This is a genomic window from Celerinatantimonas diazotrophica (assembly GCF_004339545.1).
In the GTDB taxonomy this organism is placed as follows: domain Bacteria; phylum Pseudomonadota; class Gammaproteobacteria; order Enterobacterales; family Celerinatantimonadaceae; genus Celerinatantimonas; species Celerinatantimonas diazotrophica.
Genome location: NZ_SMGD01000016.1, coordinates 118,363 through 133,193, shown reverse-complemented (window position 1 = coordinate 133,193; position 14,831 = coordinate 118,363). Strand labels below are relative to the sequence as shown.

The 14,831-nt window shown below is 43.2% G+C and carries 13 protein-coding genes and 1 tRNA gene; 7 read left to right on the top strand and 7 right to left on the bottom strand.

Annotated features, from left to right (window positions below):
* Nucleotides 1-285 precede the first annotated feature (285 nt).
* The 7 genes from EV690_RS15285 to pepA form a co-directional block, all read right to left on the bottom strand.
* Complete coding sequence (locus EV690_RS15285) at nt 286-2,013, bottom strand: ArnT family glycosyltransferase (protein WP_131913877.1); 1,728 nt, start codon at nt 2,011-2,013, stop codon at nt 286-288.
* Between the two features lie 4 nt (nt 2,014-2,017).
* The gene (locus EV690_RS15280) at nt 2,018-2,692 is read right to left on the bottom strand and encodes a TVP38/TMEM64 family protein (RefSeq protein ID WP_131913876.1); all 675 of its coding nucleotides are present in this window, start codon (nt 2,690-2,692) and stop codon (nt 2,018-2,020) included.
* Nucleotides 2,689-3,420 carry a glycosyltransferase family 2 protein gene (locus EV690_RS15275; protein WP_131913875.1) on the bottom strand — a complete coding sequence of 244 codons (732 nt, stop codon included), beginning with the start codon at nt 3,418-3,420 and terminating at the stop codon, nt 2,689-2,691. The genes EV690_RS15280 and EV690_RS15275 overlap by 4 nt, the downstream gene beginning before the upstream one ends.
* Nucleotides 3,421-3,980: 560 nt before the next feature.
* Nucleotides 3,981-5,159 (bottom strand): lysophospholipid acyltransferase family protein, encoded by a 1,179-nt coding sequence (locus EV690_RS15270; protein ID WP_131913874.1) that lies wholly within the window; start codon nt 5,157-5,159, stop codon nt 3,981-3,983.
* A 77-nt stretch (nt 5,160-5,236) separates the two neighbouring features.
* Nucleotides 5,237-8,092: a valine--tRNA ligase gene (locus tag EV690_RS15265; RefSeq protein ID WP_131913873.1), complete on the bottom strand. Its 2,856-nt coding sequence runs from the start codon at nt 8,090-8,092 to the stop codon at nt 5,237-5,239.
* A gap of 51 nt (nt 8,093-8,143) precedes the next feature.
* The gene (locus tag EV690_RS15260; protein WP_131913872.1) at nt 8,144-8,581 is read right to left on the bottom strand and encodes a DNA polymerase III subunit chi; all 438 of its coding nucleotides are present in this window, start codon (nt 8,579-8,581) and stop codon (nt 8,144-8,146) included.
* A gap of 47 nt (nt 8,582-8,628) precedes the next feature.
* Complete coding sequence (gene pepA / locus EV690_RS15255) at nt 8,629-10,134, bottom strand: leucyl aminopeptidase (RefSeq protein WP_131913871.1); 1,506 nt, start codon at nt 10,132-10,134, stop codon at nt 8,629-8,631.
* 165 nt (nt 10,135-10,299) lie between these two features.
* On the opposite strand from pepA, the gene lptF reads away from it, so the two are divergent.
* From lptF to EV690_RS15220, 7 genes are all read left to right on the top strand, one after another.
* Nucleotides 10,300-11,412, top strand: a complete 1,113-nt coding sequence (lptF, locus tag EV690_RS15250) for an LPS export ABC transporter permease LptF (RefSeq protein ID WP_131913870.1) — start codon at nt 10,300-10,302, stop codon at nt 11,410-11,412.
* Entirely contained in the window at nt 11,396-12,472 is a 1,077-nt protein-coding gene (gene lptG / locus EV690_RS15245; RefSeq protein WP_131913869.1) for an LPS export ABC transporter permease LptG, read from the top strand. The genes lptF and lptG overlap by 17 nt, the downstream gene beginning before the upstream one ends.
* A gap of 141 nt (nt 12,473-12,613) precedes the next feature.
* Nucleotides 12,614-12,700 (top strand) — tRNA-Leu (locus EV690_RS15240).
* Between the two features lie 568 nt (nt 12,701-13,268).
* Nucleotides 13,269-13,571 (top strand): hypothetical protein, encoded by a 303-nt coding sequence (locus tag EV690_RS15235; RefSeq protein WP_131913868.1) that lies wholly within the window; start codon nt 13,269-13,271, stop codon nt 13,569-13,571.
* A 22-nt stretch (nt 13,572-13,593) separates the two neighbouring features.
* The gene (locus tag EV690_RS15230) at nt 13,594-13,995 is read left to right on the top strand and encodes a phage holin family protein (RefSeq protein ID WP_131913867.1); all 402 of its coding nucleotides are present in this window, start codon (nt 13,594-13,596) and stop codon (nt 13,993-13,995) included.
* On the top strand, nt 13,985-14,236 hold the full coding sequence (locus EV690_RS15225; RefSeq protein WP_131913866.1) for a hypothetical protein: 252 nt from the start codon (nt 13,985-13,987) through the stop codon (nt 14,234-14,236). Before EV690_RS15230 ends, EV690_RS15225 begins: the two co-directional genes overlap by 11 nt.
* A 20-nt stretch (nt 14,237-14,256) precedes the next feature.
* Nucleotides 14,257-14,817 (top strand): BON domain-containing protein, encoded by a 561-nt coding sequence (locus tag EV690_RS15220; RefSeq protein WP_131913865.1) that lies wholly within the window; start codon nt 14,257-14,259, stop codon nt 14,815-14,817.
* The last annotated feature ends 14 nt before the right edge of the window (nt 14,818-14,831 follow it).

The following is a 14,831-nucleotide window of genomic DNA, read 5'->3' as shown; positions in this document are numbered from 1 at the left end:
AACAATAATAGCTAGGGACTGTTGACCTTTTGTGATTAGTTTTGCAGAAATCTGAGAGGCATTTAGGCAAGGCAAACGTTGTGCCGTGTAGTTATTCTCCACAAAGAACGTTTAACGCTGGATAAATTCCTCTCAGATACTGCCCTTGGGGTTCATTTAAACGCATCCTGAACTTTGTTGCCCCCGGCTTGCTTAACTCATTAAGCGACGCAGGGCGCGCCGCGTTCAAAATGCGTTTAATTTGAACAAAATTCAACCACCAAAGGTCAACAGTCCCTAGTATAATTATTTAATCATATGATAGCGTTTAATCTGTTCAGGTTTTGGGCATTGTTTCGCCAATGCCTTTTCTCCTAACAGCCACCAAGTGCGCCGATAACCACGTCCCAATTCAACACCTTTGGAAAAATCAAAACAGTTTTGCTCACCCGACTGAGCGGGAACTAAAATAAATCGATGCGGCTTCTCTTTCATCCATAGCCAAGCATTTTCAAGCTGTTCATCCCTAGGGGCAAGGTAACTAAACTGGGTCAAACTAATTGGCGATGCCAATAAAAATTGCTCTTTAAAATCAACTAAAGCCAACTCACCTTGAGGGCCAATTAACTGGCTAGCCTCTTGCATAATCGGTCTGGCAGCTGTTCTAAGGGGATTTAAAAGTGGATATCCCACCAGAGAAAACCATAGCCATCCCCAGAAACTGACTATAGCCAATTGATATAGCGCACATTGCCGGCGCGACCACAACAATAGCCCACCAGCAACCAAACCGCCAACCAGTAGCATCAAACCAAAACTACTAGCCAGAGGCAAAACATCATCCATGCCACTGGTTTTACGGGCTGCTAATTTCATCACAGCCGGATAGTGCACCCACAATAAGATACCGGCGATAACTAACACAACACAGATCAAAACAATGACTGCTCGGGTTAAATAACGAAGCCAGCGTGACCAAGAAAATTGCGCTATATAAGGTGCTACGGCTATTGCTAACATCGGTAAGGCTGGCAAAATATAAACGCCGCGTTTCCCCGGAGTTGAGCTGAAAAAAGCAATCACTAATACGCACCAAGCCAATAATGTCGCGACTCGGACGTCACAGCACTTCTTCCAAAAAGTTTTATTTAACAACAGCCACGGCAACGGAAACCATAAAATTGGGAAATGTAATAAAAAATAGTACCAAGGATGCCGATGTGTCCATGAATGGGCATAACGATTCATCGTCTGATGAAACAGAATATTTTCTTTGTAAGCAATAAAATCAGGATTAGCACTATGATCGGCGATATAGACCATCGGTACCAACCAACAGGCGACAACCGCTAACAATGCGATTGGTCCCAACCATAATTGCCAACTCACCGAACGACCAAAATCATAGCGTTTACTAAAGTGTAAAAATAAAATTGGGAGCAACAAGAAGACCGGTAAAAAACCAACACCCTTGGTAATGATACCTAAGCCCATAAAAGCCCAACCGAGATAATAAAGCTTCCAATTAGTGCGCACAAAAAAGTGTTTGAGCAATGCATACATGGCGATTGTCACCCACGTTGCTAACATCGCATCAATCTGTGCTGATTTCGCTTGCAGAATAAACTGAGGGGCAACTAGCAGTCCTAGACAAGCGAAGCTTGCAACACGGACATTCCAGAATTTTACAGCCAAATCAAACACACACCAGATAATAACCAGTGAGCACAAAATATTGGGCAACATAAAGGCTAATTTCATGTTGCCGAGCAATGCATAAAAAATAGCGATCGCCCACATAAATACAGGCGGTTTATCTGGATATAACTCCCCGCCTCGCAACGGAAAAAACCAATGCCCAGAAGCAACCATCTCACGAGCAGCCTCCGCAAACCGAGGTTCATCAGCTGGCCACGGTGAACGCAACCCTACCCCGGCAAACAAAACAATAGCAAAAGCGATTAGAATAAATATGAGTACTTTACGGTAATTATCTTCTTGCAGAGCGCTCTGATAAGAGGTCCATAAACGCATAAAGTCAGTCCTTAATCATGTTCTCTACTTTGCGCTGCATATGACTTCGATAAAGCCAACCACCGACCAATAAACTGACAATACCCAGTACAATACTGATCGTTAATTGATATTTATCCGCCTTACCGAAGCCAGAACCAGCCAAAGCAAAAATAATCGTTTGAGGAAGATAGCCAAGTGCACTCCCCGCAATAAAGGGTAGAAACCGTAATGCGACACAGCCAGAGAGTAAATTGGTAATAATATTACTGCCAACAGGTAATAATCTAAGCAGCAAAACTTTTAAGAAAGGTTGATGTTTGACAAGGTTATGAAATTTGCCAAGCTTAGACCCGAAACGATGTTCGAGCGATGCTCTCAAACCGAAACGAGCTAAACTGTACGCACAACTCGCCCCTAACAAACTACAAAGCAAACTCGCACCGATACCCAGCACGGCACCGAACACATAGCCTAACATTGCTGCCATTAGCTGTCTGGGACCACCGAGTCCGGTGAAAACCACACCAAATAATAAAACGGATAACACCGCCCCCATACCACCCGAACGGATATAATGAGACATCCAACGATGGTCGGCTAAATGCTGCCAAAACGGGTTATTAATTTCAAAAAAAATCGCGACTAAAATAGCTAACAGCAAGACTATCTTAAGACCGCGCTTTGTTTTTTGGATCATCGTGATTGAACCGATCTAACTTTGGGGTATTTAGCTCGTTTAATCAGCCACATCACGCCTAACATATCAGAAATTCCCACCCAAGCACGATTCCAGGCGTTATATTTTGAAATGCCTGCTTGACGGTCGCGGTGATGAACTTCATGTACCACAATCTGTCCATCAATCCGGCAAATCAGAGCCGGCAAAAAGCGATGCATGTGATCAAAATAAGGTAACTTCATAAAAGTTGCTCGAGGAAAGACTTTCAGGCCACAGCCAGAATCTGGCACGCCATCATGTAACATCCGCTGGCGAATTCGATTTGCCAAACGAGACTGGAATCTTTTCCAAGCCGTGTCTTTGCGATTTTTACGATAGCCAGCAATACAAAAATGTGGATTATCCAGCTCCTGAGCTGCAGCTAACATTCCTGGAATATCGGCTGGATCATTTTGCCCATCTGCATCCAAGGTCGCAATCCACTCGCCTTGGGAATAACGCACTGCAGAGCAAAGGGCGGTACTTTGGCCACAGCTTTGCTCATGGCAAACTACATGCAAACTCACTCCGAGTTGTTCTGCAGTAGTTAATGCCTCATTCACAGTGCCATCGGTACTACCATCATCGGTCAGCACAACCTCGTAACTATACTGCCCTTGTAAAGCAGCATATATTTCTTCAATTAGATGGCCTATGTTGCCTTGCTCATCTTTAGCAGGAATAGCAACAGAAATTTGTACACTCATGAATAACCCAATATAAAAAAATTCTTCTAGCTACACGATCTATATGAAAGAATGCGAAGCCCCAAGCAGATCTACAACCTGAACACTTTAAAAAAGACTATTTTATAACAAATAGAGTACTATTTAGAAGTTTCAAATTTGTATATCAATACATACCAATTCGATTGATATCCGTAAAGCTTAGTTAAAAGCAGCATTTCTTACTCACAAAACTATTTCAATTATGCCATTAAAAACAGCATAATACATGACAGCATCATGAACTTGAATGCTTTTCAATCTAGAACTAACTATACAAACTAAAGATTGAAAAATGTCAAATTAAACAGTAACTCTCAAAAACATGAAACTTTTTTGATAAAATCATTAACAATCAGAAAGTTAAAATTTCCGAATACAACAGAAACTTCAATCCATCTGTTATTGAAAATAAACTCATAGTTTAATTACAGAGATTTCACTAAATAAAGTGAGACAATTATCTCTCAATAATTACTTAATTTAAAAAACATCTGACCGGCACGCCACTGGACAGATGCTAGATATTGACAGAATGGACATCAACTAGCCCGGTTAGTGGGGATAAAAGTCTTCTCGGCAGCTGTTTCCCAATTTTGTTTTTGCAAAACAGGATTAGCATACATCGCTAGCAGCTGCTGGCGCTCAGCCTCATCAAGCCCCTGTAAACGGCTTTGGATATGCGCCAAAGCATCGGCATTAAGCGCTTCACATTCTTTCCCAACCAGTAAATCAGCCGCCGCATAATTGGTATCGTGCAGACGATATAATTGATGGATCGCTTTATCGATAATCAAGGCCATTTCGCCACTATCTTCACTAAACTCATCAAGAGGCTGACCAAATGCCACATGCACTCGCCCTTTATTGCCCATAATTCCTTTCACAATACTGCGAGTATCTTCTCCTGGCGCTTTTTGATAGTCGCCAGTCTGCGCTTTCACTGCCAACTCATGAGCCTTCATCGCATCACAGGGATCATATTGGTAAGAGATTGCAACTGGCACAATTTTTAAATTCTGCATCGCCAGCGCAAATGACTTCGTTTCCGGGCGCTGACCTAACTGTAACATTTTCAAAACAGCCGAATCAGTTTTATCCAAACCATCTTTAGAGCGCCCTTCTCGATGGGCGATCCAAATGGAACAGCTATCATTGATTGATTCACTGATATAACGACTCAGCTTTGTTAAAGCAGCCATTTTTTCGCGGCGATTACTAATTGAACGTCTAACAATAAATGTTTTATTAAGGCGCATTAAATCGCCAATATATTGCTCGGAGAGCAAGTTATCACCCGCTGCAATCCGAGCTGTTGGAAATCCTTCTAAATGCAACGAGTAATTAACAAACGTTGGATCCATCACTATATCGCGGTGATTGGAAATAAACAGATAAGCCTGTTTAGGATCAAGCTCACTTAATCCTTCATAGGTTAAAGATTCTGTTGTCGTTTCAATCGTGCGCTGAATATAGGAAGTCAAGCGGATCTGAACGTCATCAACACCATTTACTTTTTTAACATAACCGTTTAAATAACCCCGAATCACGCGTCGAGTCAATGTGGGGATGAACCGATTTAAACGTGGAAATTTAAACTGAGCCAGAGCGCCAATCAAGCGCTGATCATTGGCCAGACGCTTTAACACCGCCGGCACTTCATGATCATGATATGGACGAATATCCTTGTAAATATCGTCGCTAGAAACAGCTTTGGTCATAATTATTTGAGTAATCCGAATTACGGATAAGAGCAACCCGCAGATTGCTCTTATCTTTATTTATATCGCCGCAATATTTATAACGCAGCAATCGTGGCTTGTTGCTGGCGCAGTTTATCTACGGTCAGTTCCAGTTCGGCCTGTTTAGCGCGCTCTTTGTCAATAACCATCGCAGGCGCTTTGTTGACAAAATTTTCGTTGCTGAGTTTCCCAGTCACCCGCTGGAGATCGCCTTGCGCTTTTTCAAGCTGGCGTCCGATTCGGGCTAATTCAGCTTCTTTATCAATAAGCCCCGCCATCGGAATTAATATTTCCATCTCACCTAACAGCGCTGTCGCACTAGCAGGAGCTACTTCATCCGCTTGTAACAGCTGAATTTGCTCAAGTTTGGCTAAAGAAGATAAAAAAGCTTTGTTTTCTTCTATACGTCGATTATCGCTGTCACTGGTATAACGCAATAATACTGACAGTGGTTTATTTGGGCTAATATCCATTTCGCCACGGATATTACGAATCGCTAAAATAAACTGTTTAAGCCATTCCAAGTCGTTCATCGCCATCTCATCCACTTTATCCGCTTCATATTGTGGATAAGGTGCCAACATAATGGTGTCAGCTTTGAGGCGACAAAGCGGTGCGACACGCTGCCATATCGTTTCGGTAATAAAAGGAATAATTGGATGCATCAATCGCAGCAAACTTTCCAGTACATTCACCAGAGTATAACGAGTTGCGCGCATTTGCGCTTCGCTACCTTTAAATAATATCGGTTTCGTCAACTCCAAATACCAGTCGCAGAACTGGTTCCAAGTGAATTCATAAAGCGCTTGGGCGGCTAAATCAAATCGGAAACTATCCAATGCTTCCCGGCATGCTTTGACCGTTTGCTGATACTGTCCTTGGATCCAACGATCCGCTAATGAAAAATCCATTGGCTGATCATTTTGCCCACAATCCTGCTCCTCGCACTGCATCAATACATAGCGGCTAGCATTCCATAATTTATTACAGAAATTACGGTAACCTTCTAAACGATGCATGTCCCAGTTAATATCACGCCCAGTTGATGCAATCGCAGCCAAAGTAAAACGCAACGCATCCGTTCCATGAGCTTCGATGCCATTAGCAAATGTTTTACGGGTAATTTTTTCAATTTTCTGGGCCAACTGAGGCTGCATCATATTCCCAGTACGTTTGGTCACCAATGATTCTAAATCGATCCCATCTACCATATCGAGAGGATCTAAAACATTCCCCTTCGATTTAGACATTTTAGCACCGTTTTCATCCCGAATAAGTCCAGTCACATAGACGGTTTTGAACGGAACTTGTGACTTACCATCTTTATCCTTCATAAAGTGCATGGTCATCATAATCATCCGGGCCACCCAGAAGAAAATAATATCAAAACCAGTCACCAGCACATTAGTTGGATGGAAGGTTGCCAGATCGTCGGTTTGTTCTGGCCAACCTAAGGTACCAAACGTCCACAATCCAGATGAGAACCAGGTATCGAGCACATCCTCATCGCGGCGCAGCTTCACACCTTCGTCAAGCTGATGTTTCTGGCGAACTTCTTGCTCACTGCGGCCGACATACACTTGACCAGCTTCATCATACCAAGCGGGAATTTGATGGCCCCACCACAACTGACGGGAAATACACCAATCCTGAATATCGCGCATCCATGAAAAATACATATTTTCGTATTGCTGTGGTACAAATTTGATTTCACCATCTTCTACAGCACGAATCGCTTCTTCGGCTAATGGCTTGGTCCGGACATACCACTGGTCAGTCAGCATTGGTTCAATGATCACTCCACCGCGGTCACCATAAGGAACCGTATTCGGATGATCTTCAATTTTTACTAACAATCCAGCCGCTTCAAAATCAGCGACAATCGCATCCCGGGCCGCGAACCGCTCCATACCGCGATATTTTTCAGGCAACACGTTATCATATGCATCACTGGGTTCACCTTGCGTGGTGAACACTTCAGCCTGCTCGCGAATATCGGCATTGAGAGTGAGAATATTAATCATCGGCAACTGATGACGTTTACCAACTTCATAGTCGTTAAAGTCATGTGCCGGCGTAATTTTTACGCAGCCGGTGCCTTTTTCCATATCCGCATGTTCATCGCCTACAATTGGAATCCGGCGATTCACGATAGGCAACAGGATCTCTTTGCCAATCAATCCATTATAGCGGGGATCAGCGGGGTTAACCGCAACCCCTGTATCACCCAGCATCGTTTCTGGGCGGGTGGTTGCAACCACTAAATAGTCTTTTCCTTCAGCAGTTTGTGCGCCATCGGCCAGTGGATATCGCAGGTGCCACATTTTGCCCTGCTGTTCTTTATTTTCCACTTCTAGATCAGAAATTGCAGTATGCAGTTTAGGATCCCAATTCACCAAACGCTTACCGCGATAAATCAAACCTTCTTCGTAAAGACGTACAAATACTTCTTGTACAGCATCCGAAAACCCTTCATCCATCGTAAAGCGTTCCCGTTCCCAATCTAACGAATCCCCTAAACGACGCATCTGTTTGGTGATCGAACCGCCAGAGTGGTTTTTCCACTGCCACACTTTTTCGATAAATTTTTCACGGCCATAGTCATGTTTGGTTTTATTTTCTTCGGCCGCAATTTTACGCTCCACGACCATCTGAGTCGCAATCCCAGCGTGATCCGTTCCAACCTGCCATAGAGTATTTTTGCCCTGCATCCGTTGGTAACGAATCAACGTATCCATAATGGTCTGCTGAAAAGCATGCCCCATATGCAAACTGCCTGTGACATTCGGGGGTGGGATCATAATAGTGAATGATTCTTTGCTGGTATCACCATGGGGTTTGAAATATCCTTGCGCTTCCCAATGCTGATAAAGAGCTTGTTCAATAGATTGCGGATTATACGTTTTTTCCATCGGATTACTGACTCTAACTGTTATTTTTAACAATATGAAAATTCATATTGTCTAAATGTCCAAAGATTCAGTCTGAGGCATCAGACCAAGTCGTCGATATGCTTTGTATCGTTCGCGGGCTTGTTGTTTGCCAGCTTCATCTGCGGGTACAAAGTCAACAATATGTTGATATAACTCTAAATTAGGTGCTATCTGAGCATTCAGATGAACCAAAGTTTGGCGCCGATTATGCCCACTTTGCCAACCGATCTCTACCGGAGCACCCGCTCGAGGGCCCTCACCGACCAGATTATGAGCCACAAAGCTCTCAGCATCGAACTGCCAGAGGCGCTCATCCAAAGCTTCAGCCTGCGACTTTGTTTCAGACAACACAAAAACCCGCTCATTATTGTAATAGTGGCGGGCGATAACATGGCAAACAGCATCTAGCATTTTAGCGCTTTCTGACACTGCATCATCGGGCATAATATAAAATGTTACTGCTTTCATATATAAAAAGGAGCCAAATAGGCCCCGCTATTCTACACGTTGGAAGATTAATCTTCGAGTTCAATCCCAGCTTTATTCATCAACAACTGGATTAAGAGTGGCACAGGGCGTCCGGTAGCACCTTTTTTGGGCCCAGATTTCCACGCTGTTCCGGCAATATCCAAATGCGCCCAATTATATTTTTTCGTGAAATGTGACAAAAAACATCCTGCAGTAATCGCCCCGGCGGCTCGATCGCCGACATTAGCTAGATCGGCAAAATTACTTTTGAGCTGTTCATCATACTCATCATTAAGCGGCAATCGCCAAGTCTTATCACCACTTTGCTCTGCGGCACTCAAAACTTCATGGGCCAATGGATTATGTGGACTCATTAACCCTGTAGTGTGATGTCCTAGGGCGATAATACAAGCACCGGTTAGTGTCGCAATATCAACCACAAATTCCGGATCGAATCGTTCCACATATGTCAATGCATCACACAGCACCAGTCGCCCTTCGGCATCTGTATTAAGGACTTCAACTGTCTGACCCGACATAGTCGTCAATACGTCTCCCGGACGATACGCGTGTCCAGATGGCATGTTTTCACAACCAGCTAATATGCCAATCACCCGGACCGGCAATTCCAACTCAATCACCGCTTGCATGGTACCATAGACGCTGGCCGCACCACACATGTCATATTTCATCTCATCCATACCAGCGGCGGGTTTTAATGAAATTCCCCCGGCATCGAAGGTTAGACCTTTGCCCACCAACACGATTGGTTTTTGCTCTTCCATCCCCGGAGGACAATACTCAACAATACTCATAACCGACTCATTCGCGCTACCACGGCCAACTGTCAGATAAGCATTCATACCCAACTCTTGCATCTGTTTTTCGTCGACCTTTGTGAATGTTACGGCTGGATGGACCGCCAATTTTTCGGTCTGTTCAGCAAGATAACTCGGGTTACAAATGTTGGCAGGTAAATTGGCTAAATCTTTGGCTTTGCTCATTCCTTGTGAAATCGCCATTCCATGGGCAATGGCTTTTTCACCCACAGCAAGCTCTCGACGAGTCGAGACATTAAAAACCAAACGGCGAAGCGGACGGCGAACTTCATTGGGTTTGCTTTTTAGCTGCTCAAAGGTATAGAGCGAGTTGAGTGTTGTTTCTACCGCTTGGCGAACCTTCCAATAGGTTCCCCGCGCTTTTACATGCAGTTCAGGTAAAAAACAAACCGCTTCCATTGAGCCGGTATCATTCAAAGTTGCGATAGTTTTTTCAATGATCTGCCGATATTGGCGCTCATCTAAATCTCGTTCTTTCCCACATCCGACTAATAAAACTCGTTCACTTAACACATTTGGAACATGATGTAACAGTAGAACTTGACCGGCTTTGCCTTCGAGATCGCCTCGACGTAACAGTGCACTAATGTATCCGTCGCTGATCTTATCTAGTTGTTCGGCAATCGGAGATAAACGTCGAGGTTCGTAAACTCCGGCAACGATGCATGCGCTGCGCTGCTTCTCCGGACTACCGCTTTTTACACTGAACTCCATGAAGACTCCTTTATACTGCGTTAATATAGCGAACTTGCTAGAATGGTCTTTTCATAGATCGTGATAAACTAGCTTTGCCATATGAGAGCAAAATTCGCAAAATAGAAAGTTTATCGTAATTGTTGCGTGTTTCCAGCAAAAAACAACGTATAAAGTGGGTCGCCGGTGTTAATTTTTCGCTATTTATTCAAACAGACAATTAAAACCCAGTTTGCAGTGATGCTGGTTTTGATGCTGATTTTTATCAGTCAGAAGTTTGTCCGGATCTTGGGGGATGCCGCAGATGGCCATATTCCCGGAGCATTCGTGGCTAAGTTATTGTTATTAAATATCCCTAATTTGGCGATTCTAATCCTGCCGATCAGCTTCTTTATTGGTGTTTTATTTGCCCATGGCCGGCTCTATGCCGACAGTGAAATGAGTGTTTTATTTGCCTGTGGCTATAGTCCGAATAAAATTTTAGGGATTACAGCTGCGGTTGGCGCAGTAACCTTCATTTTAGCAGGTGCGAATACATTATTTTTAACGCCTTATGTCAATAGTATCGAGCAGCAAGTGATGGCAAATGTGAAAGCCGATAGCGGTATCTCCAGCATCACTCCGGGCCGTTTTGTCGAACTTAGTAACCAAGCCGTCGCTTTCGTTGAAAATATTACGAACAATGGCAAAAATATGGAAAAAGTATTTGTCGCCCATAATCCTCCTGCAGACAAAGGCCAGCCGTCGATCGTCATGGCTGCCCGTGGCAACTTAAAAGAACGCCCCAATGGTTCTCAATGGTTGGATCTAAGTGATGGTACTCGTTACGAAGGCAATCTGAACGACTTGGATTACAAAGTCATGCGTTTTGACCGCTATAGCGTTCGGCTCCAAGAGCGCTCAGCAAAAGAACAGCGTGAAAAAATCCGAGCCATGCCGACGGCCAAACTATTTGGCAGTGATAATCCGGATAAAATTGCTGAGCTACAATGGCGTATAGCAATGCCTGTTTCGGTTATTATTCTGGTATTAATGGTGGTGCCTTTAGGCGTCATTAACCCTCGACAAGGCCGTTATGCCAAACTTTTTCCAGCGATTATGTTGTATCTAAGTTATTACCTCTTAATGAGCGCAGCCCGTTCATCACTCGAAGATGGTCGCATCCCTTGGTACCTTGGAATGTGGTTGGTGCACCTTTTGATGTTAGTCATTGCAGGTAGCTTTTTATTTGTTCGAAGCGAGAAATTTTTAACGGTCAAAGCAGTCTTAAAGGGAGAGCGTCGTGTTTCGAATCATTGATTGGTATGTTGGCCGCACTATTTTAAAAACGACGCTTCTGGTTCTTGTCACACTGCAAGGTTTAAGTGCCATTATTAAATTTGTCGACCAATTAGGTGACGTCGGCAAGGGTAACTACCAAATTCTTGATGCCTTGTGGTATGTCGTATTATCGATCCCTAAAGAGTTGGAACTATTCTTTCCGATGGCGGCTCTGTTAGGCGCCCTGATTGGTTTAGGTAACCTTGCCACCAGTAGTGAGCTGGTGATCATGCAATCGATTGGTCTATCAAAAGCTAATATTTCAGCGGCCGTGATTAAAACAGCGGTTCCGATGATGATTATCATGATGTTGTTGGGTGAATTTGTGGCTCCCAAAGCTGATTTAATGGCTAACACGATGCGCTCAGCCAAAAAATCAGGCGGAGCCATGATCGCCGTCCAAAATAGTGTCTGGGCAAAAGACAAAAATAGCTTTGTGAATATTGGCCAGGTTCGGAATGGCAAAGAACTTCGGCAAGTTACTGTTTACTATTTTGATAAAAATCAGACGCTTTACCAAATCCTTCGAGCACCTGAAGCGCAATATCAGAAAAACAGCGGCAACTGGAAAATGACAGATGCTTCAATGACATTGCTAAGTGATCGACAAATTCAGCGCAAGCAGTTAGGTACCTATGACTGGTATTCCTCGCTGACCCCGCAGAAACTGGGAGTTGTGGTTGTTAAGCCACTAAACCTACCTATTTCTGGACTTTATTCATATATCAATTACCTGCATCAGAATCAGCAAGACGCAGCCCCGTATGAGCTGGCGCTGTGGCGAAAAATCATGATGCCATTTACAGTCGTCATTATGATGCTACTGGCATTATCGTATATTTTTGGTCCATTGCGTAGCGTCAGCATGGGCGCTAGATTAATTATGGGGATCATGACCGGATTTGGCTTCTATGTACTCAATCAGGTGCTAGCATCGGTGAGCTTAGTCTATAAAATGCCACCGATTATCGGTGCAGTAGGCCCCAGTCTGATGTTCTTTGCGGTAGCAGTCTATATGATCAATCGACGAATAAAATAACAATGCGCTGTTTTTCTGATCGTGTTGAGCATAACTTAAGCAAACAAACCGATTTCTATCACAATCGGTTAATTTTTTCTTGCCAATTACGCAAGCAACCTTATAATGCCTCTCGCTGAGTTGGTAAAGACCAGCGACAATGCCAGTGTGGTGAAATTGGTAGACACGACGGATTCAAAATCCGTTGCCTTTGCGGGCGTGGCGGTTCAAGTCCGCCCACTGGTACCATTGTTTTTTGTTAGCACCTTTCTTTCTAAGTATCATTCCTATCTAACATTTATCTAATGTATTAATTTTTCTTATATTTATTACATACAACAGATATAGACTCTTTTTCAAAATCATCTCGTTTTCATAAGAAACCATCGCGTGTTTTAGTCGCGTTCTTTGCTCATACCTCAACGTCTCTCATGCCACATATTGTTTTGGACAACTCTCCTGTCAAATACACACATTCGAACAGGAAATAAATCATTCTTGCTCATCGAGTGGCTTACCGTTGCGATGATAACGGTCAAAGAACATTTGATAGAATATTTTTAAACAAGTGACGTGACATTAACTTTGTACATTCAAACAATCTAACTGAATCACTCATTCATAAGCTAATCATCATATCGTCTTTAATTATTGATAAATAAATCTGTAAAAATTACAAAAACTATGTGAATTTTACATACCTAATGCCCCTCCAAAATCTCATAAACAAAATAAATTTAATATATTCAGTCAGTTAAATAATTGGCATGGTTTATGACTGCTTATTTTAGTTAATACAAACCATGGGAGAATAATTATGGCTGATGAAGCAGATACAAAAAGCAGCAATAAAATGCATCAAGGTGTTGATAAAGCAGCCCAAAGTGCACATGACGCCATTGACAAAGCTTCTCAAATTAGTGGTTCTAGCGAAGAGAAACTCGCAGAAATTGCCCGTGAAATGAGAGAACAAGCAGACAAACTCAGTGCTAAAGCATCAGATGTATCGAAACGTTCAACTCAAGCAGCCTGTGATTACACCAAAAATCATCCGGTCAAGAGCTTAGGATTAGCGTTTGCAGCGGGTGCTATCGTCACAGCACTGTTACGTCGACATTAATAGAGCTAAACAGAGCCAATCTATGCACGGCGAGATACCTCAACAGACTGAACAGACGCATACGCCTTTCTCAAACCTTTTGAGCATTTACCAACAATGGTTTGAAAACTGGTTAAAGCTTGCCGAACTTGAGAGCCAGTATGCGTTTAGTAATGCCATTAAAGTACTTATTCTATCTATTGCCGCAGTGGTTATATTACTCAGTGGCTGGGGATTATTCCTAGCCTTCGTTATCAGTGTGGGATACCTGTTAGGTATCTCGCTGGTATGGTTGCTTGCAATAGGGACCTTCGTTCATCTGATATTGGCCTTTGCACTATGGCGCTTAGCAAGCGTTTATCTGGCACGTATCACCTTCAAACGCTCAGCACAGGCTCTTATGAACTATCCACAGAACCACCAGGAGAGTGATCATGGGCTTTGATAAACAGTTGCGCCAAAAATTAGATGCCCAACAGCAAAAGCTGCAGGATATAAAAAGACATAGAGATCTTACGCAACAAGAATGTATTCGCTTAATCAAACACAAAGCTGCCACACCACAAGCTTTACTCACCGCGGCTTTGTGTGGAGCATTCGTAGCAAGTTCGCCTAATTCTAAAGCAACACTTTCAAACGCACTCATTCAATTAGGGCGCCAACTCATGCCCCTACTATTGAAATAACAACCGGTTTAGGAGCATTTATGAAACTTACCCAAATAGCCGCTGTTATGGCTTTAACAACAGTTTTAGCCGCTCCCAGCGTATTTGCTCAATCTTGGCAAGGCAAAGCCAAAGATGCCTGGCTCGATGGTAAGGTAGAAACAGCCATTGCATTAAACCAAGCTTTAAATAGCTTTGAAATTAATACCGATGTATCCGAGGGCAAAGTAACACTGACAGGCACCGTAAAAACCGATGCTGAAAAAGAACTGGCAGGCGAAATTAGTAAAAATGTCGATGGTGTTCAGTCTGTGGATAATGAACTAGCAGTGCAATCGGATGTCAGTCTCTCAGATAAGATGAATCACGCAGGAAAAGCATTTGCTAATAAGTGGAATGATTTAACCACTATCGCCATGATTAAAGCACAATTTGCAGCCAGCAAAAGTTTAAGCGTGACCGATATTCATGTGTCGGCTAACAATGGAGTTGTGACTCTCACAGGGCATGTTGACAGTTTAGCGGCTAAGGATCTCGCAGAGTCAAAAGCAATGCATCATGATCACGTTAAAAAAGTAGTTAACAAACTGCGGGTTGATTAACTCAAACCCAAGTT

Bases quoted from the DNA above. Each gene is read 5' to 3' on its own strand.
- EV690_RS15285 (WP_131913877.1), bottom strand. From the start codon at position 2,013: ATGCGTTTATGGACCTCTTATCAGAGCGCTCTGCAAGAAGATAATTAC.
- EV690_RS15280 (WP_131913876.1), bottom strand. From the start codon at position 2,692: ATGATCCAAAAAACAAAGCGCGGTCTTAAGATAGTCTTGCTGTTAGCT.
- EV690_RS15275 (WP_131913875.1), bottom strand. From the start codon at position 3,420: ATGAGTGTACAAATTTCTGTTGCTATTCCTGCTAAAGATGAGCAAGGC.
- EV690_RS15270 (WP_131913874.1), bottom strand. From the start codon at position 5,159: ATGACCAAAGCTGTTTCTAGCGACGATATTTACAAGGATATTCGTCCA.
- EV690_RS15265 (WP_131913873.1), bottom strand. From the start codon at position 8,092: ATGGAAAAAACGTATAATCCGCAATCTATTGAACAAGCTCTTTATCAG.
- EV690_RS15260 (WP_131913872.1), bottom strand. From the start codon at position 8,581: ATGAAAGCAGTAACATTTTATATTATGCCCGATGATGCAGTGTCAGAA.
- pepA (WP_131913871.1), bottom strand. From the start codon at position 10,134: ATGGAGTTCAGTGTAAAAAGCGGTAGTCCGGAGAAGCAGCGCAGCGCA.
- EV690_RS15235 (WP_131913868.1), top strand. From the start codon at position 13,269: ATGGCTGATGAAGCAGATACAAAAAGCAGCAATAAAATGCATCAAGGT.
- EV690_RS15230 (WP_131913867.1), top strand. From the start codon at position 13,594: ATGCACGGCGAGATACCTCAACAGACTGAACAGACGCATACGCCTTTC.
- EV690_RS15225 (WP_131913866.1), top strand. From the start codon at position 13,985: ATGGGCTTTGATAAACAGTTGCGCCAAAAATTAGATGCCCAACAGCAA.
- EV690_RS15220 (WP_131913865.1), top strand. From the start codon at position 14,257: ATGAAACTTACCCAAATAGCCGCTGTTATGGCTTTAACAACAGTTTTA.